A 19,845-nucleotide genomic window follows, 5' to 3' on the forward strand; every position below is an offset into this window, starting at 1 on the left:
TTCCCATGGATACCCCATTTCACCAGTTTTCCGACCTGTTCGCCCAGCTCGGCCTGCCATCCAATAAAACGGACATCCTTGCGTTCGTTGCGAAGCATTCGCCACTACCGCAAGACTTCAATCTTTGGGAAGCACCATTCTGGACGCCTGCTCAGGCAGCCTTGCTGCGCGACGAATTTGCCGGGGATGCAGACTGGGCACAGGCTGTGGACCAATTGAATCTTGCGTTGCGCGCACCTGGCTGAAGGAGCGCTGCTGGAGACCGGCTCCAATATCTGACTGAGGCCAATCCTGTGGGCTGCACGGAACCGGTGCACTGAAATCGAACGATGCTCCGGTCGCCGCAGGGACGCTTTCTCGATAGCAAGTGTGAGAACTGATTCACTGGCAAGCCCCCCGAATTAGCCCACCGCGTCGTAGCCTGGCCAGCCAGGTGCCCCCCAGATCGATCTCCCTTTGTTTTCGCAGTAGCTTACCGGGGTAGCCAGCGCAACTTGCAGTGGATTCGCACGGCATTACAGATTTCGCGATGAGTCTGTCACGGCTGTTGGGCTTCGATCTCTGTCCGCGACTGTCCCACCTGCGCGACATACGTCTGCATGTTCCCAGGCATCATAATGTGCCGAGCCAACTGGTTGCCGTCACCGACGCCGATGTTCGACTGAGCCTCATTGAGCGCGCTTGGGACGAACTGGTACGGATTGCCGCATCCGTGCAAAGTGGGCAATGCACTGCAGTCCAGGCACTCACGCGCTTTGGGGTGGCGGCGCGTGGACAGCTCGTCTATGAGGCCGGAGTGCATCTCGGACGGCTGTTTCGTACGATCTTGCTGATCGACTATTTCACGAATATCGAATTTCGCCATGAGATGCAGCACGCGTTGAACCGCGGGGAAGCGGTGCACATTGTCCAGCGGGCGATCCATCACGGCAAGATACCGCTTGAGCTGGCGAGACATGACGCGTCGCTGGCGGCCGTGTCAGCGGCCTTGACCTTGCTATCCAATGCAGTAATGGCTTGGAATACGATGCACATGCAACGCAGTTGGGAAATCCTTGAAAGGGCCGGGGGTGAGACAGTGCGTGCTCAGGACCTGCGGCATATCGGGCCGACCCATCTCGAGGGGATCAATCTGCGAGGCACTTTCGAGTTTCCAATCGCGCGTTATGCGCATCGGCTCATGCCTTCCGCAGCGCTCCAGCCCAGCCCACTTTCGCAGTGGCGTACGGCATAACCATCCGGCTTCGAAAGAGCGGCGCCCATAAGTTCATACCTCTGGGCCCGCGATATCCGCATCAGCGTTGTACTCCTTCGGCTGGCGTGGACTCAGGGCCACCCGTTCGGCCGCCATTCGGCAATTCGGAAGCTCCTCCCTCCCCGCCAGCCGCCTCCCTCGCCAGGTCAGAGGACGCGGAGGGCAGTCAGCACGGGCTTGATTTCATTGTCATTTCTCATGGTCGCTTCCCGGAAACCCGCATAAATACTAGGGGCAGCTACCCCGGTAAATTGCAGCGGAATCAAAGGAGTCCCGCGTTGGGGCGCCCCGGCCGCTCCGATCCGGCGGTTGTCAAGATAGTTGACGGTGTGCCAAGAAGGAAAGCGACAGTACGTCGCTGTACATGCTGTATCCGTGATGAGGGTAGGCCCCTCGGTTTCGCCGATCAGGCGGTGATACCAAACCACCCAGAGCTGCTTCCGTTAAGAGCGGTTGTGGTGAGCGTCTAGGGAAAAGGCGAGATGAATCTCGTCAGGTAGGCAGGAAGGAGGCGAACGCAAGTGAACCATCGAAGAAGTGTCGATAATTGCAATGGTGTCAAAACCGAGGGCTCGACAACACCTCGGGATAAGTCAGACGGCAACCTGGAGGTGGGTCTGACGGCATCCGGCATAGAGATGGCGCGACCTTCCTGCAGGCATGGATACGGAACTTGGGAACCTGTCATCTCGATGCTAAGGGAGAAGCTCAAGCGGAGAACCCGTGAGAGCCAGAGTACCAATGCGAGGCACAGGGGCGGAGTCATGCGTAGTAGCGTTGAAAGGGTTGTAATGACCTCTGGAGCGAAGGCATGACCTTGTCCGGCGGAGATCATAGAACAACCGCGATGCGGGAGGATTCCGGGGTCGACGCCAAGTCGTTCGAAATACCCAAGCGATTAATCTGGGAAGCCTGGAAGCGCGTGGCCGCCAATCAAGGAGGGCCGGGCGTGGACAGGGAAAGTATTGAATTATTCCGAAATCGTTTGGCGAGAAATCTATACGCCCTGTGGAATCGAATGAGTTCGGGGAGTTATTTTCCTCAGCCGGTCAAAGAGGTGCTGGTCCCGAAGGGGGATGGGTTCCGCCCTCTCGGGATACCGACGATCACGGACCGAGTGGCTCAGATGGCGGTCAAGTCAATGGTTGAGCCGGGAATCGACGCGATATTTCATTCATCGTCGTTCGGTTATCGTCCTAACAAATCGGCGAAGCAAGCTGTGGCGCAAGCGAGAAGGAACTGTTGGCGCTACGACTGGGTAGTCGATATTGACTTGAAATCTTTCTTTGACACCATCGACCACGAGCTTCTCAGACGTGCGGTAGAAAAGCATGTCACGGAGCCATGGGCACGACTCTACATTAGACGCTGGCTAGAGAGCCCGGTGCAGAAGCAAACCGGGGAACTGGTTGCTCGGGATAGAGGCACTCCGCAAGGCGGGGTGATCAGTCCATTGTTAGCTAACCTCTTTCTTCACTATGCGTTTGATCGATGGGTCCAGACTGAGCATCCGGAGGTGCCGTTTGAACGGTATGCCGACGATGTCGTCTGTCACTGCAAGACGAAGCAGCAGGCGGAAAAGTTCCTGTCTGTCTTGAGGGAGCGGCTCACCGCTTGTGGGCTTTCGCTGCACCCAGAAAAGACACGCTTGGTCTACTGCAAAGATGGACGACGTCGAGAGGAACATACCCACACTAAGTTCGACTTCCTTGGATTCAGCTTTCACGCTCGGACGGTACAAGACCGAGAGGGAAACTTGTTCACCGGATTCGGACCTGCGGTAAGTCAGAAGGCGCTAACGCGAATGTCTAAGGCCATCAAAAGCATGGATCTCAATCGAAGTACCTCATTGACGCTGCCCGAACTGGCGCGGCGCATAAACCCAATGGTACGGGGATGGGTGAATTACTACGGTGCCTTCTATCCGGAGCCGCTAAAACGGTTCTTGATCAGAATAGACTTACGGCTTGGTAGGTGGGCGCGAAACAAGTACAAGCGGTTGAGAGGACACAAACGACAATCCTGGGCGTGGCTCAAACGTCTTTCCGGCGAATCGCGACGCGGACCCGCATGCCGGCATGGTTGGTTCAATGCACCTCACGGGACCGGAGCGCGCGAAATGGGTGAAGCAAGCCGGCAGCGCCACGAATTGCGGATGCTTGGGCGGCATAACTTGCGCGTGGAACCCTACAACCTACAACGACGCCGAGGGCACGGCTCAGGACTGGCTGGCGTCGCAGCCGCAATGAGGAAACGTCCTCGAGGGCCAATCTCGAATGGGAACGCCACAACAACGCGCCAGGCTACGGCTCCGTCATCAAGCTACGTGTCCATGATGATCATCGGCAGCATCATAACGTGGACAAAAGATCAGCTCTCGCTGCCGCAGTTAAATCTTGCAACTTAACAAAATTAACATTCATACGGATTCCTGCGCAAAACCGCGCTAATAAAAGGCTGCCGGTTGGGAAGCGCCGAGTTTAATGTCAGGGACTGAAAATCTTTGTAAATTCTCGTCAAAATTCAGAAATATCCTATTTTACAGCCGTAGACACATTTGATATTGTCGCGCCGGAGCTCAGTGCGACGGCAGTGGATATTCCCCTTCCCTCCCCTCGCATAACCAATAGGACGGGAGTGGGTCGCGGTGTCATTCGGGAAGACCAAATCGAGGCAGTCCAGCCGACGCGCATGCCGCGTGCTGCGCCCGTCTGCGCTGGCGGCAAGTGCCATGCTCATGGCTGGTACCAGCCTGGCTGCCGGCGTGGTGCCGGACGGAGGCACCGCCACTACGGCTACTACGGCAGCCAGTGGCCGGGTCACGGTGAGCGTGGCCACTCCAGTGGGTGGTGTTTCGACCAATACCTATCGGGATTTCAATATCTCACGTGCGGGCGTGGACCTGGACAACAATGCTGCCCGGGCCCGCACCATCCTGAACAATGTCACCAGCACCAATCCCTCCCTCCTGGAGGGAACTCTGAGCGTGCTTGGCCCCCGTGCCAACGTGATCCTGGCCAATCCGAACGGCATCAGCGTCAATGGCCTGACGGTGCGCAACGTCGGCAACCTGGCCCTCACCACCGGGCAGGTGATTTTCAATGATTTCACTACGGCCAACGGCCAACTGCAGCGCAACCTGATCCTCAGCACGAGCCAGGGCGCGATCGACATCGGCGCCGAAGGCCTGTCAGGCACGCTGCTGAATCTGGAGCTGGTAGCCAAGCAGATCCGCGTGGCCGGTAAGGTCGAGAACCTATACGGCGATCCGAATGCCCGCATCCGGGCCGTCGCCGGTACCAGCCGGGCCGAGATCGACACCAGCGTCTCCCCTACCGACAACCTGACGCCCTGGATCACCTATGCTGCCCCGGCCGTCAATCCCGGCCAGCGCTTCACGCTGGATATCACCGCGGCCGGCAGCCTGACCGCCGGGCGCATTGAGCTGCTGATCACCGACCAGGGCGCAGGCGTGCGCCATGCCGGTGCCGCCTATGCGACGGCCGGCGATTTTGTCGTGTCCGGTACCGGCGACCTGCAACTTGCCTCCGGCCGGATTAGTGCCAAACAGGACGTGCTGATCGGCAGCGGCGGCCTGACCGGCACCGGCGCCATGGAGGCCGGGCGTCACCTGCAGGTCTTCTCGGACCGGGTGGATCTCACTGGCAGCACGCTGGCGGCCGGTGCGAATACGTCCGGGGATCTGGTCCTCGGTGCCAGCGGCCAGGTGCACAGCGCACCGGTACGGTTGTCCGACTCGACGCTGACGGCAAACGGCGGAATCGGCTTGTTTGATGCCGGCGCCGGCATGGTGCTCTCTGGTGTCCAAGCAAACGCCACAGGCAACCTGATCGTCGAGGCTGCGAGCCTTACGACGGCCGCAGGCACGCAACGCACCACGCTTGCCTCCACTGCGGGCGCGGTCACCATCACCACCGGCGACGCGTCGCTCTTGGGCACCGACGTCGACGGCGTGGCCGGTACCGCAATGCAGGCCTACAACCTGACTCTGCAGGACACGACCGTCCGATCGTCAGGCGCGGGGGTCGCCATCGATGCCGCGGGCAATTATTCGCATACCGACAGCCACGTGCTGGCGGCGACGAATGTGAAGCTGCATGGTGGCTCCGTTTCCCTGGCGTCCACTTCGGTCCAGTCGACCCTTGTCGCCAACGGTGGCGGGGTGCTGGTGCAGGCCGATAGCGACATGGTCAACTTCGGCGCGCTGGTACAGGGACAGACCCGCATCGCAGGCGATCCGTTGTCCACAGGCTCGGTCACTGTGCTCGCCGGTGGCAGCGTGCTCAATGATTCCACGCCGCAATACCTCGGCATCCTGTTCGGTGCCGCCGATGACGTGACGGTGCGCGCCGGTGGCGACGTGGTCAACCGGCACGCCCGCATGCTCTCCAATGGCTACCTGGACATCCAGGCCACGGGCGACGTGATCAACGAGATCACCAAGGTGGCCGGCGCCAACGGCGAGCAGCCCGCCATCTATTCGACCTCGGGCAGGCGCTGGCTGGTGCTGTCCAAGCGTAGCAGCGGCCTCGATATCGACTACGGCGAGGCCGACCGGCCTGGCCAGGTGGCCTACCTGCTCTCCGACAAGGGCACGGTGCTTGCCGGGCGCAACGTGATCAACCATGGCGGCGCGATCTACGCGAACAACGGCGGCATCACGGTGCGCGCGACCGACACTTTCGTGACCGAAGGCGTGACCTCCGGCAGCGCTCACTATTCCCGCTCCTGCCTGATCTTCTGCCGCACCTCGGCGTCTTCGACCACCGCCGTCAGGGGCGGCCTGCTGTCGGCTGGCGGCGACATCGACATCCAGGCCGGCAAGAGCGCCGCCAATATCGGCGGGCGCGTGCTGGCGCTGGGCGACCTGACCGTGACAGCGCCGGTGACTTACGCCAGCGGCGTGACCGGCTATACCGCGTTGTCTCGCGACCGGGGCTTCAAGGCCTTCTTCGGCGACACCTGGGCGCGGCTCTACGCCATGGACGTCGGCGGCAGCTGGATGGCGGCGGGCAAGACGCGGATCCTGGGCGACACCGTCATCGACGGTGGCAGCTTCGAGGGCGATGTGACCATCGCCGGTGCCAGCACGGTGAGCCGTCCGCGCCAGCGCGATCCCGTCAGGATCGAGAACTATCTGGGTCTCACGTCGTGGCTGTGGTGGTAGGCCTACCAATGGAATCCGTCATGAACCCGTATGCGCTCTCGCTCGCCCGCAACGTCGTAGTGCTCTCGCGCAAGTCCTGGGTGGCCTACCTGCCAGGGGCTCTGCTGGCAATGCTCGGCTGCGCTGTTGCGTTGGTGGTGGGGCAATGTCATTGGCTAGCGGGGTGGGCTGTTGCCTGGGTTGTCGTCCTCGCGGCGTTTGCTGCCGCCCTGCACCTTGGCAGCCTCGTGCTGTGCGCGGACGACTTGGGCGTCTGGTTGTGCCGCGGCATGTTGCCGTGGGACTGGGACATCGCCGTGACGGGTGTCAGCTGGCAGGACTTCGGGCGTGCCGAGTTCCAGGCCCGCTTCCCTGACTGGCTGCAGAACGCCCACACGATCCGCATCGTGAACCGGCACGTTTCTTCCGGCTCGATGAGCCTGACCCACATGCGCAACAGCCGGGCGGTGGTGATTCGGCTCAACGAGCTCAAGGCAGAGCGAACATGAGCACACGGCCCCCTACCCAGATTACACCGCATGGCGCACTGCGCTTGGCGGCCTGCCTGCTCGTCGGTGCCGCCTTGCCTGCCGTGGCGCAGGTTGTGCCCCCTGCGCGGCAACAGGCGGCGCCAGAAGACGCCGCGCAGCGCCTGCTGCGCGAGCAACGCCAGCGCGAGCGCGAGCGGGAGGCCACGCAGCCGCCCGCTCGAATCGAGGCGCCGATGGGTCTCCCGGCCGATCAGGCCGTGGACGAGGTCATGGAAACGGCGGCCACCTTCGACATCCATCGGATTGCAGTTCACGGCAATACCGTGCTGTCCGAGGCGCAGGTCGAGGCGATCGTCGCGCCATTCGTTGGCAGGCAGCTGGGCGCCAACCGTATCAACCTGCTCTTGCGCCGCTTCACCGAGGCCTTCGTCGCCGAGGGCAATATCACCACGCGCGCCTACCTGGGCGAACAGAACCTGAGCACTGGTGTGCTGGTGGTGACCGTGGTGCCGGGCAAGATCGAGTCGATCCGCCTCAACGACCGCTCGATCCGGCCCAACGAGGGCGGCCTCTTCGATACCGTGGGCGGCGGCTGGCTGACCGACGCCGGCACCGCCAGGCAGTTTCCGGCGCCGGGCGACACGCTGCGCCTGCCGGACCTCGAGCAAGGCGTGGACCAGATCAACCGGCTGCGCCGCAACCGCGCGGAACTGCAGATCCTGCCGGGCCAGGCGCCGGGCAGCTCGGCCATTGCGCTGACCAACCAGCCCGGGGACCGCTTTCGCTTTGCCGCCGGCATGGACAACTACGGCAGCAAGGCGACCGGCATCTCGCGCACGCGGCTGGGGATCGATGCCGACAATGCGCTAGGCTTCCAGGAAGCCGTGTCGGCCAGTTTCGTCGGCACGCGCGACACCAATGCCGCGGTGCTGTCCGCCGCCGTGCCGCTGGGCTACCACACCTTCAGCTACACCGCTTCCGTCTCCGAATACCAGAGCGCGATTGGCGATACCGCGCTGCTGTATGGCCGCACTTTCGGCCACACGCTGGGCTGGAACTACGTGCTCACGCGCAGCCAGGCTTCGCGTCAGGCCTTCGATATCACTCTCACCCACCGCAAGAGCGAGCGTGAGATCAACAACCTGCTGCTCGGTCCCCAGCGCCTCACTGTCCTGCGGGCCGCCTGGAGCGGGCTGCGGCGCTTTAGCGCCAATGGCCAGCCGGGCTACGCCACCGCCGAGGCGGGGACCTCGTGCGGGCTGACAGCCATCAATGCTACCCGTGACCCGGGCGACATCCGCACGGATGAGGCCCACGCGCAGTTCACCAAGCTCGATGCCAACGCCACCCTGCAGATGCCCCTGCCGCGCGCGTTCGACATGGCGCTCCTCGCCTGGCGCGCGCAGCTGGTTGGTCAGTGGACCAACGTCGCGCTCTTTGGCTCCGAGCAGGTCTACGCCGGCGGCATGAGCACGGTGCGAGGCTTTCGTGAGGGCGTGATCGCCGGCGACCGTGGCGCCTACCTGCGTAACGAGCTGGTCTGGGCCAACGCGCCGACGCTCGCCGGCATCCGCATGGAGCCGTACCTGTTTCTCGATGGCGGCCAGACCCAATCGGTTGCCACCCACCGCTGGCAGGCAGTTGCCGGTACCGGCGCCGGGGTGCGACTGCAGGCCCAATGGGCCAGACAGACCTTTTCCAGTGAGCTGCTTGTGGGCATCCCGCTCGCCCAGCCGAGCGCTATTGGCGCCAAGCGCCCGATCGTGCTGGCCACGCTCAACTGGCTCTATTGATCAAATTCTCCAAGGAATTTCCATGAAAACCAATATCTCGCGTCTGATTATCACCTCCGCCCTCGCCTTCGGCCCGCACGGGGCCAATGCGCAAGGTGTCGCCGGTGTGGGCCCAGTTGCCAGCGTCAACGGCGTCGCCATCACGCAGCAACAAGTGCAGCAGGCCATTCAGCAGGCGAAGCTGACCGACACGCCGCAGGCACGCAGCGCCATCAAGCAACAGCTGATCGCGCGGGAATTGTTCCGCCAGGAGGCCGCCAAGGACAAGGGCCTGGAGGCTCGACCCGACGTGCAGCAGGCCCTGCGGGAAGCCAAGGCCAATATCCTCACCCAGGCCTGGCTCAAGGAGCACATCAAGCCGGCGCCGGTCGCTGACGCGCAGGTCAAGGAGCGCTACGACACGATCGTGGCGAGCCTCGGTGAAAAGGAATACAAGGCGCGCGTGATCGAGCTGGCTGACGACAAAGCCGCAACCGCCGCACTCGCTCGCATCAAGGGGGGCGAGGATTTCAGCAAGGTCGCGCAGGCGGTCAGCCTGGCACCCTCGAAGGCCGCGGGCGGCGCGATCGACTGGGTCAGTTTCAAGGTGCCGGCGCAAGAGGGCAAAACACAGAGCCTGCCGCTGCCGCTCGCGCAAGCCATTGCGAGCCTGCCGGCCGGCGCGGTCAGCGCGGCGCCTGTTGCCTGGAACAACCGCAGCTTCCTCGTGAAGGTCGATGAGGTGCGTCCGACCCAGGTGCCCACATTCGACACGGTCAAGCCTGGCATCCAGCAGGCCCTGCAGGCGCAGGCGCTCGAGCGTGCCACCGCCGCGCTGGTGACCCAGCTGCTCGCCAAGGCAAAGATCACCCAGTAACGCGAGCCTCCTGCTCTCCGGCGGCAGGCAGCAACGCCCTGCCGCACCCGACGCCATACCAACAAGCTGTTAAGCATCGTCAGGATTCACCATGCATCGCGACCGACCGGCCACGTTGTCTTCTGCCACCTCGCAGTCCGCTGACCTGCCAGACATGGGGTCGGAGGAACTGTCCATGGCCGAACGCGGACGGCGCAGCGTCTTCGCACGCACGCTTGCCGGGGTGGTGGCGGTCACGGTGTGGCTGGGGCCGTTGCAGGTCTCGCTGCAGCAGGCCAAACAGGCGGCGGGCGTGCTGGCCGCTGGCGCCAGCGATCCGGCGAGTCTCGCGATCCAGTCCGGTGCTGTCAGGCAGGGCCTCCTGCGCTGGGCCATGAACCACCTACCGGTGACGGTCAGCTTCGGCCCGACGGCCACCCTCGCGGCGCCGATCACCGACCCGAACGCGCCGGTGCGCTTCACCCCGACCCTCACGACCACCACCGGCGCCGGCGCGCCCGAGGGCGGCGTGCCGGTGGTCGGGATCACGACGCCCAATGCGCAAGGGATCTCGCTCAACCAATACCGGTCGTTCGTGGTCGACCCGATCGGCCTGATTCTGAACAACAGCACGACCGGCGGCGGCACGTTCCTCGGCGGCCAGGTGGGCGCGAACCTGAATCTCGCGGCCACCGGCCCCGCCAACCTGATCATCAACCAGGTGACCAGCCAGACGCCGGCACAGATCAATGGCACCGTTGAGGTGTTCGGCGCGCCCGCGGGCGTGGTCATTGCCGCGCCCGGGGGTGTCTATACCAGCGGCGCTGGTTTTACCAATACCACGCAGGTCACGCTCACGACCGGCACGCCGCAATTCCTGTCGACCGCTGGTACGGCCACGAGCTTCGATGCGGCCGCAGCTGTGGGCTTCCTTGTCGAGGGCGGGCGCGTGCAGATTGCTAACCCGACGCTGGGCAACCCGAACGGCGTGGGGATCGAGGGTACGGTCGGCAATATCAACCTCATCGCCGAGTCGATCGGCGTGGACGGCACGCTATACGCCGGCAACCAGATCAATCTGGTCGCGGGCCGCCAGCTCGTTGTCCCTGCCAACGGTACGTTTGCCACCGCGGCCACCGGCCCGAACAATGCCACCACCAACACCACGGTGACCAACGGACTGGCGATCGATGCGACCGCCTTTGGGGCGATGACGGCGGGCCAAATCAAAATCGTCAGCACCGCCGCCGGGGTCGGCGTGCGCACGGACGGCAACCTGGCGGCCTCGGCGGGCAACCTGACCATCGACTCGGCCGGCAACCTGAAGGTCGGCAACACCTATGCCAAGGAGGCAGTGAGACTCAACGCGGCCGGCAATGTCACCGCCTCGGGCAATGGCCAGGGTGAAGGCGGGTATGCGATCAATGCGGGCCGGGACGTGTCGCTTGGCGGCGCGCTCGACTCCGGCAAGGCCGTTGCCGTTAGCGCGGGCGGCTCGATTGTCGGTGCAGGTGGGGTTAAGGCCCAGGAGGCGGTGATGCTTGCCGCTGGCGGCAGCGTCGATGTGGGTGGCGCGGTCAGCGGCAGCCAGGTCACCGTGTCGGCCGCCGGCAACGATGGCAGCGGGGACATCCGCCTCGGCGGCGATGTGACCTCCCCCGGTGCGATTCAGCTCAACGCCGCTCGCGACACCACCATCAATGGCAGCGTGGTGTCGGCAAGCGATCTGAATCTTTCCACTCAGCGCAACCTGACGATCAACGGCGCGGCGGGCAGCACTGGTGGCAATGTGTCGCTGACCGGCGTCACGGGCAGCGTCACTACGGCTGGCAACGTGGTCTCGCCCGGCTCGCTCACCGTCACGGCTGGGACCGATGCCTATCTCGGCGGCCAGGTGCTGGCCAGCGGGCCCGTCAGCGTCACGGCCCAGACCGGCAGCATCACCACCAGCGGCCAGATCGGCAGCAAAGCCAACCTGACCCTGACCGCCGCACAGAATGTGACCATCGGCGGCCAGGCGCAGAGCGCAGGCAACACTGCCATTACGGCGACTGGCGGCAGCGCGCTGATCAATGGCACGCTCACCAGCGATGGCGACACCACCATCACGGCCGGCGGTGACGCGACTGTGGCCGGCAGCCTCTCCAGCGGCGGCAATACTGCCATTCAAGCCAACGGCGGCTCGGCCACGGTCAATGGCACGCTGCAAAGCATGGGCGATGCCACGGTGTCGGGGGGCCAGAACGCGACGCTGGCCGGCAGCGTGCTCACAGGCGGCAATCTCTCCGCCAGCGCCGGACAGACGCTGAACGTGGCTGGCCTCGACTGGGTCGGCGGCAATGCCACGCTGCGCGGTGGGAGCGTCGTGATCGTGTCGGCCTCCGGCGCCACCAACGTAGTCAATGGCACGCTGGATGCCGCCGCTACCGGCAGCCTCGCGCTCACCGGCGATACGCAGGCAACGAACGTCAGCCTCGTCGGCGCCACGGTCTCGAATATCGGCACGACCGTTGCCACGCAGCAGCTGAGCGTTGCCGGCGGCGCCGTGACGAACACCGGTCTGCTTGTCGGCAACCAGGTCAGCGTCAACGCGAGCGATCTCACCAATCGCGGGACGCTTGGCGGCCAGACCGCCACGGTGAACGTCGCCAACAGCCTGGACAACGCCCAGGGGCTGCTGGTCGGCGCCCAGAGCCTGAATGTGACGACCGGCACCCTCGTCAGTAATACGGGCGGCACGATCTTCGCTGGGGACGTCTCGGGCCAGAGTCCGACCACCGGCGATCTGGCCTTCACGGTGACCGGTGGCGACGGCAGCTTCAACAACGCCGCCGGCCAACTGCTGGCAGGCAGCAACCTGACCCTGAACACCCCGAACCAGACCTTCGATCCGTCTGGTGCTGCCACTGGCACGCTCAACGCCAACGGGACTATGACGCTGGCGGCGCTGGCGATCCGCAACACGGGCACCTGGGACGTGCCCGGCAGCAACGTCGTGCTGCAGGCAAGCCAGGGCATCAGCAACACCGGCACGATTCAGAAAGCCGGCGACCTGACGCTGGCCACCGCCGGCACGCTGGACAACAGCGGCCAGATCGTTGGCGGCAGCAACCTGACCTTGTCCGCCGGCACGCTGACCAACACCGGCACGGTGCACGCCAATGGCAACCTGGCGCTCTCCGGCAACGTGGTGAACCAGGGTACGGCCGAGGCGCTGGGCGATATCACCATCACCGGTGCCAACTATGACAACCGCGGCGGTACGACCCAGGCCGGTGGCGACATCAACGTTGACATTGCCGGCACGCTCAACAACATCGGCAGCGTGATCGGCGCCAACGGCAATATCCACATTGCCGCGCAACAGGTCATCAATGACCGCACTGCGCCGATCGACGCTGGCAGCTCGACCGTCAAGGCTGCCAACGACAGCCTGCTCGGCACCACCGTCATCGGCTCCTACATACCGTGGGTAAGCTGTGGCAGCGGCGACGCATGCTCGGGCTACGTCCAGGGCACGGTCCAGTCGATCACGCTCGCCGATGTGATGCGCAAGTCCGATGGCAGCGTGCCGCTGGCATTTGGTCCAGAGCGGATCTATGTCGGCGCCGAGGGCTCCGCATCCGAAGGCTATTACTGGCATCTGCTGCCCGCCAACACGGATCCGACTGCGGTCCCATACCTGGCCGACCTGCCCAGCATCGCAGGCGTGCCGACCATCGACCGCACCACCGTCAGGCAGGCCGACGGCACCGCCGGCCAGATCATTGCCGGCGGCAATCTCGACATCAGCGCCGCGTCGCTCTCCAACAAGGGCGGGGTCATTTCGGCCGGCCAGAACGTGGCGCTCAACGCCGGCAGCCTGGAAAACGGCCGCTCGGCAACGCTCGTCAATAGCGTCACCGATACGGTGAACCAGACCGAGCTGTCTGCCTTCCTGGCGCAACTGCAGTATTACAGCGAGAAACGCACGGGGCCGCTCTGGTCGGAGTCCGGGCCCCTGGTGTATGGCGTGCCGCCCAGCATGGATAATTGCGACAGCTGCACTGCACCGCCGCCATGGTCCGAGATCTATCTGGCGGGGACCGTCACTGGCCCGCAGGCGAATGCACCGACGCAAGCCACTGTTAGCTACCAGCTCGGCAAGGCTGGCCACATCAGCGCCGGGGGCAACCTGAGCCTGACCGGTACCGGAGACCTGACCAATGCGGGCGACCTGGCCGCGCTAGGCAAGATCGCAATCACCACGCCCGGCACGTTTACCAATCAGGGTACGTACGACAGCAAGGTCACGACGACGACGGGCTGTGTGGACGGGGCCTCCGACTGCCCGGGCGACACCAACCCGCATGTCGACACGCTGGCATGGCAGCAGACCCCCAACACCGTGGCGGCAGGCCAGGCGCTGACGATCACGGCCGCCAATATCCAAAACCTGAACGGCACGCTGGCAGCCCAGGGGGACGTGAGCCTAACGGCGACAAATAGCGTCACCAACCAGGCCGGCGCCATCCAGTCGCTGGCAGGCGACGTATCGATCACCGCGCCGACCCTGGTCAACAAGACCATGGATCCGGTCAAGCTGCACAAGAGCTATGGTGGCCAGAATCCGCCGTACGCGGGTGGCTGCAATCCCGCTGGCACCTATGGCAACAGCCAGTGTGCGGCAGACGAGGACACCGAAGCCGGCCCAGCCGGGGTGATATCCGCGGCGCGCGACGTCAACCTGTCGGGCACGACGCTGACCAATAACGGGGCACTGATCACCGGCGGCCGCAACGTGACGGTCAACATGACCGGCGCCGTCGACAACAGCAGCATCCCATTGAACGCCGACTGGGTCGGCCACTGGCAGGAAGACCGCACCGGTGGCGACCGTTGGCACGACACCAGCGGGCGCGCCACCATCGGCAGCCTGGAATCCGGCATCCAGGCCGGCAACGCCCTGTCGGTAAGCGCCAGTGGCCACGTGCTGAACACCGGCAACCTGATGGGCAGCATGGTCGACGTCTCTGCTTCGGCGCTGGTCAACGGCTACACCAGCCCGAACCAGCCGACGCCGCCTTCGACGGCAGCCAAGCAGGTGATTCCGCTCGGCCCGGCGCCGGTTCCGGCGGGCTCTGTGCCTGCGGCCACCCCAGTCATCAATCCGACCCAGCCCTGGCAGTTCAATCCGGTCATTGTGGCGACGCCGAGCGTGCCAACGACGGGGACGGCCACGAGGGTGGACTGGCATTTCAATGCCAATCTGGGCGGCAATGCGGTAACGAGCCCCACCGCCACCGGAGACCGGGCCCCATACCTGAACGTCAGCCCGGCCACGGCCGTGCTGACCGGTGTGACGCCCGACTACCTGCTCTCGCAGTTGCCGGCCGAGTTGCGCCCGGGCAGCGTGAGCTTCTACTACGACCCCTACACCGAGGGCCAGAAACTGCAGCAGGCGGCACTGCAGCAAACCGGACAGGCTAGCTTCATCAACGGCCTGGCCTGGGACAATCAGTATCAGCTGTCGGTGACCGATCAGGAAAAGCTGATCCTGTACCGCAATGCGGCCGACTACGCCAAGGAACACAACCTCGCGCTGGGCACGGCGCTGACCCAGCGGCAGATCAACGAGCTGGACAAGCCGCTGCTGTGGTACGTCGAGCAGGCGGTACCAGACCAAAACTGCAACGCCATCGCCGGCGCGGCCTGCCCTAGCGTCAACGCGCTCGTGCCGCAGGTGTACCTGCCGGAGGGCTACGCGCAGGCGCTGACCAAGCCGACCGGCGGCACGATCACGGGCGAGAACATCAGCCTGGACGTTGCCGGGCAGCTCCGCAACAGCGGTGTGATCTCCGCGGCCGACACGCTGAACGTGAAGGCTGGCAGCATCGATGCGGCGCCCAATGTGGTGGACATCGGCACCTCGGCCTATCGCGTGCAAGGCGGCTGGAATGTACTGACCGGCACAGTGGTGCAGCCGGGCGGGTTCATGAACGCGATGCACATGAACATCGAGGCGGATGCCATCAACGCTGTCAATGATGCGTTTCTGGTCCGCAATGCCGATGGCACGGTGGACGAAGCGGCCACGCTCGCGTTCGTCAACCAGCTCAAGGCCAACCTCGGCGTGGAGTACGCCGCGGAGACCGTGGCCGACGATATCCACACGCAGTTCATCAAGGAGAAGAAAGGCTTCGGGCCGCTGGTCCAGATTGTAGCCATGGTGGCGGCGGTCGTCGTGTCGATTGTGACGGCAGGCGCTGCGGCAGCTGTAATTGGCGTGGCGCTGGCCGAGATGACTCTGGCGCAAGCTATGGTGGTGGCTGCCCTCTCCAGCATGGCGGGCAGCCTTGCCAGCCAACTGGTGACCGGGCGGGTGGATTTCGGCAAGATCGCCGTGGCGGGTCTGGTCGGCGCTGCGACGGCAGGTCTGACCAACGGTATCACCTTCGATGGCACAAGCTTCGGGGTGAACGGTTTCGATACGGTCCTCAAGGGAACCAACAGCCTGGCCAACCTGGCGGGAACCAACACGCTTGGCGGCGTGCTGCAGGCCGCCCAGGACGGCGCCTCGAGCACCATCGCGCAGCAAGCCGTGGGCATGGTAGGGACGGGCCTGATCAATGCCACGCTGAGCACAGTGGCATATGGGGGGGGCTTCGGCAAGGCGCTCGCAGGCAACTTGGTGGCGCAGGCCGGGGCACTGGGAGCCAATGAGATCGGCGCGACGACCGATGCGCTCTCTTGGCAAAACATTGCCGAGCACGCGGTGCTGGGCTGTGCCGCCGGAGCGGCTAGTGGTGCCAACTGCCAGTCGGGGGCGATCGGTGGTGTGACCGGAGCGGTAGTGTCGCCACTGGTGGGCGGAGCGCTAGGCATTGGGACCAATGCCGACCGGGCAAATCCGGTCAATCAGGTGGTGGTGACGGCAGCTGCCATGCTTGCCGGCGGTGCGTTGGCCAATACACTCGGCCAGAACGGAATCGCTGCAGCAGTTGCGGCACAGAACGAGGCGGCCAATAACTATCTGAGCCCCAAGGATCGGCTGGCGTTCGAGAAGGCTAAGCGGGAATGCGCGAACGGCGTCTTGTCGTCGTGTGCGACCGCCAATATCTATGCGGCAACGGATCAAAAGAGCAATGACATCCTGGCCGCCGGGCTCACTAGCTGTGAGGGATCCCGTTGTCAGTCGCTTGCCAACTGGATCCAGGATCAGAAGACCGCCTATGGTTGCGGCTCGGCTGCAGGCTCCGTGGATTGTCAAGTGCTGGACAAGAGCTGGCAGATTGCCCAGGCCAAAGCACAGGGTCTTGAGCTACCGGCCTTCTCGCCGGATGATCTGATCGGCACGGGTCTGCTCAAGGGGGCGCTCAAAGGTACGCTGAAAGGCTCAGCTCTCTTGGGGGCGACGAGGTCGGTAGGCAATGATGCTGCTAAGGCTCTCGAGGGGCAGTTCACGACTCTATATCGGGCTGTGAGCCCCGAGGAGTACCATTCAATCATGAAGTCTGGTCAATTTAATTTCGGCCCGGCAGGCAGTGAAATGAAACAATTTGGCTTCAACTTGAATGAGGTGCTTACCTACGCGAATTTTTCAACGGATTATGCTGCCCTCGTTAAGGTAACTATCCCAAGTAATGCGATTTATAATTTCGGTGTGTCGAAAAATATTGATCCATTTATATTTAGGAGTGGTGTTCTTACGGTGAACGGGAAAAGAGGGTTGGATTTATTCAATTCCGTGGTAAAGAATGTTGATCACGCTTATTGAGGGAGGTGAGATTTGCATCACATACTCGCTACTTTTTTTATCGCGGACGACGTTGATAACCCGAAAGTGAAGGGCGTGCGTAGTGGATACGCACCCCACCACAAATTTGCATCGGTTGATTACCTTGCAAGCGGCGTTCATTCGTATGCTGATAACGATCTTCACTACCCTGGGGAGACTATTAAAGTAAGGATTTGTTTCCCGAGTTGGGAGTATTTTCGCAACAAGGTAGACGTTGGGGACCCATTTGATGTTTTTGAGCTTGATAGGGTAATTGGGCGTGGGAGGGTGGACGAGATTTTATAGTGGAAGATCTCAGGTGCAGGTTGAAGAAAAGGGAGCTACTGCTTCGGCACGCGGTGGCTGGGCCCATCCCCACCTCTGCTCATAGCAATAGGCGGGGTTGGCTCCAAGATCGAGGACTAGGGGAAATTCCCCCTGACCAAACTGACTCTTTTAAGATCCCGAAAGGCTGGTCCATGCTGAATGTCGTTCCTACGCCAGGCGTGAATGGTGTTGGCCCTCAGCAGATCGTGACAGGGCGAAATGGCGAAGTTTATTACACCCCCGACCATTACAAGACGTTCGCTCCGGTGAAAAGGTGATTATGATGACGAATTTCAGCCCGTTTCGTTACGTTGACAAACCGCGCCGGTATCAAGTCAATGACGCGTTCATTGCCGTGTTGCCCCGCGCCATCGAATCAAAGAGTGCTTTACTCGAGGCGCTCGCGTCGCTACTCGTATTCCCGACCTATTTCGGCTTTAATTGGGACGCACTGTTTGATTGTGTTCGGGATTTCAGTTGGCTCGACAAGCACAACATTGTGCTTATCCACCCTGAACTTCCAAATTTGACTCGGCCGGAGCTGGAGATTTATCTGCGCTTGTTGCGGGACGCCGTCCTTGATTGGCATCCCGGGGAGACTCATCGATTCGATGTCATTTTCGCTGAATCGGACAGGGGTGCCGTCGAATGCTTCCTGCAGGATGGATAATTGACGCGCTACTGATCTGCGCGGCGCAGAGTTTGGCGGGCGGATTGCGCCGACGGTGCGATTGGTGGGGCAGCCAGTGCGCTGGCGGCGCCGCTGATCCGGGATGGGCTGTTGTTTGTCGGTCGATGGAACTTGGTGAGACGGCGGTTCGCCGCTGGGTGGCGCAGTACGACGCAGAGCGTGCCGGCGGGCCCGGCGAGGGTAAGCCGCTGACGGCGGAACAGCAGCACATTCAACAGCTCGAAGCGGAAAACCGGCAACTGCGCGAGGACAACGCATTGCTAAAAAAAGCCTCGGCCTTCTTTGGCTTCTATAACCCAGTGCGCTTGCACTCAACCCTGGGGTATCTGTCGCCCACTGCCCACAAGGCGAAATCGACAGTGAAAACCTATCCGCCTGTCCGAAATAACTTGACCACCATAAATGGAAGCTGGTACTAGAGGGATGGAAGCGCTTTCTTGCTATGCCACAAGATTCAATTGTCGAGGTGTTCCTGTAGATGCGTCGATACTATCGCATGGGCTTGAGGGCAACGAAGGCGGCCTTATCGGTGAGGTCGCGGTATTCGTTGACGCGAGGCGAAGCCAGCATACCAGAGGCACAACGCGCAGGCGCTCAACCAGCATTCTCTTGGGGAGACGAGAGCTTCTGGGCAAGAACGATTAGCATCGTATGTGCGCTCCTTTGCACCCTGCTGTTCGCGGGATGCGCGACCTCGATCGACGAAGCCGTCGAGCCACCGAAATGCACAAAGCCATCGCCCTTCTATCCCTCTCAAGCACGGCGCCTCGGCCAGCAGGGAACCGTTACCGCCCGGCTTCAAATCGACGTGAAGGGTCACGTCGAGCGCATCGAGATCGTGAACTCTTCTGGCTTCGCTCGTCTTGATACCGATGCAATCAATGCATGGAAGCAAAAGCGTTGTCAGCCGGCGCGAGATCGTCGTACAGGCGAGCCGGTGGCTGTAACCATCGACGATAAACTCATTTTTCAGCTCAAATGACGAGAAGCCAGGGATGGTTGGAATGAATACCTGGACCATCACAACTTTCTGTGTTCGCGACCGAAACGCCCTTTGAGTTAATGTACAAGGGAGCTCATGTCGATGATCAGAAGGTTGAAACCGAGGCACTGGTGACGGCAAAACGACGGTCAGTGCTTCCTCCAAACGGAGATCCTCTACCATACGACTCGGTCATGAACACGTTTGAGCATCCCTGCCCTGCTGTGGCGGCTTTACGATCGATGAGCTGGGTATCTACGAGATATGTACGGTCTGCGGGTGGGAGGACGACCCCGTGCAATCAGCAGATCCCGATTATGCTGGTGGGGCAAATTCGTGCAGCTTGAGAGAGGCGCAGCTTCTTTGGAGGAAGAGAAAACCCTCAAAACACAAAATAGGAGCGCATTCCGACCTCGTCGAAACCATTGAGTACAGTAGAGGCGACGGCGCCGTTCAGCGCAAGGAATTGTTGTTTTTGCTATTTTCTACAGGGCGTCATTGCCCGGGCCATACTTGCTAGACGTTATTCATGTAGCGGAAACCGGAAG

General features: G+C 62.5%; 10 protein-coding genes and 2 pseudogenes. All 12 read left to right on the forward strand.

Annotated features, from left to right (window positions below; translation table 11 throughout):
• Positions 1 to 5: 5 nt before the first annotated feature.
• The 12 genes and pseudogenes from AB1I47_RS01050 (at position 6) to AB1I47_RS01110 (ending at position 19,817) form a co-directional block, all read left to right on the forward strand.
• Positions 6 to 245 (forward strand): DUF2789 domain-containing protein, encoded by a 240-nt coding sequence (locus tag AB1I47_RS01050; RefSeq protein WP_354681915.1) that lies wholly within the window; start codon positions 6 to 8, stop codon positions 243 to 245.
• Positions 246 to 487: 242 nt separating this feature from the next.
• Positions 488 to 1,234, forward strand: a pseudogene (locus AB1I47_RS01055) (Tn3 family transposase); the annotation flags it as partial.
• Positions 1,235 to 2,066: 832 nt separating this feature from the next.
• On the forward strand, positions 2,067 to 3,662 hold the full coding sequence (gene ltrA, locus AB1I47_RS01060; protein ID WP_354681916.1) for a group II intron reverse transcriptase/maturase: 1,596 nt from the start codon (positions 2,067 to 2,069) through the stop codon (positions 3,660 to 3,662).
• A 324-nt stretch (positions 3,663 to 3,986) separates the two neighbouring features.
• Entirely contained in the window at positions 3,987 to 6,443 is a 2,457-nt protein-coding gene (locus tag AB1I47_RS01065) for a filamentous hemagglutinin N-terminal domain-containing protein (RefSeq protein WP_354681917.1), read from the forward strand.
• Positions 6,444 to 6,463: 20 nt separating this feature from the next.
• Entirely contained in the window at positions 6,464 to 6,931 is a 468-nt protein-coding gene (locus tag AB1I47_RS01070) for a hypothetical protein (RefSeq protein WP_354681918.1), read from the forward strand.
• Positions 6,928 to 8,706 (forward strand): ShlB/FhaC/HecB family hemolysin secretion/activation protein, encoded by a 1,779-nt coding sequence (locus AB1I47_RS01075; RefSeq protein ID WP_354681919.1) that lies wholly within the window; start codon positions 6,928 to 6,930, stop codon positions 8,704 to 8,706. Before AB1I47_RS01070 ends, AB1I47_RS01075 begins: the two co-directional genes overlap by 4 nt.
• Positions 8,707 to 8,728: 22 nt before the next feature.
• A complete protein-coding gene (locus AB1I47_RS01080; RefSeq protein WP_354681920.1) occupies positions 8,729 to 9,562 on the forward strand; it encodes a peptidylprolyl isomerase in 834 nt (277 codons plus the stop codon).
• 91 nt (positions 9,563 to 9,653) lie between these two features.
• Positions 9,654 to 17,297 carry a two-partner secretion domain-containing protein gene (locus AB1I47_RS01085; protein WP_354681921.1) on the forward strand — a complete coding sequence of 2,548 codons (7,644 nt, stop codon included), beginning with the start codon at positions 9,654 to 9,656 and terminating at the stop codon, positions 17,295 to 17,297.
• 610 nt (positions 17,298 to 17,907) lie between these two features.
• On the forward strand, positions 17,908 to 18,294 hold the full coding sequence (locus AB1I47_RS01095; RefSeq protein WP_354681923.1) for a barstar family protein: 387 nt from the start codon (positions 17,908 to 17,910) through the stop codon (positions 18,292 to 18,294).
• Positions 18,295 to 18,407: 113 nt separating this feature from the next.
• Positions 18,408 to 18,588 (forward strand): annotated as a pseudogene (locus tag AB1I47_RS01100) (transposase); the annotation flags it as partial.
• A gap of 205 nt (positions 18,589 to 18,793) precedes the next feature.
• Positions 18,794 to 19,297 carry an energy transducer TonB gene (locus AB1I47_RS01105; protein ID WP_354681924.1) on the forward strand — a complete coding sequence of 168 codons (504 nt, stop codon included), beginning with the start codon at positions 18,794 to 18,796 and terminating at the stop codon, positions 19,295 to 19,297.
• A 214-nt stretch (positions 19,298 to 19,511) separates the two neighbouring features.
• Positions 19,512 to 19,817 (forward strand): CPCC family cysteine-rich protein, encoded by a 306-nt coding sequence (locus AB1I47_RS01110; protein ID WP_354681976.1) that lies wholly within the window; start codon positions 19,512 to 19,514, stop codon positions 19,815 to 19,817.
• The last annotated feature ends 28 nt before the right edge of the window (positions 19,818 to 19,845 follow it).

This window comes from Cupriavidus necator (assembly GCF_040578825.1).
GTDB lineage: Bacteria > Pseudomonadota > Gammaproteobacteria > Burkholderiales > Burkholderiaceae > Cupriavidus > Cupriavidus necator_E.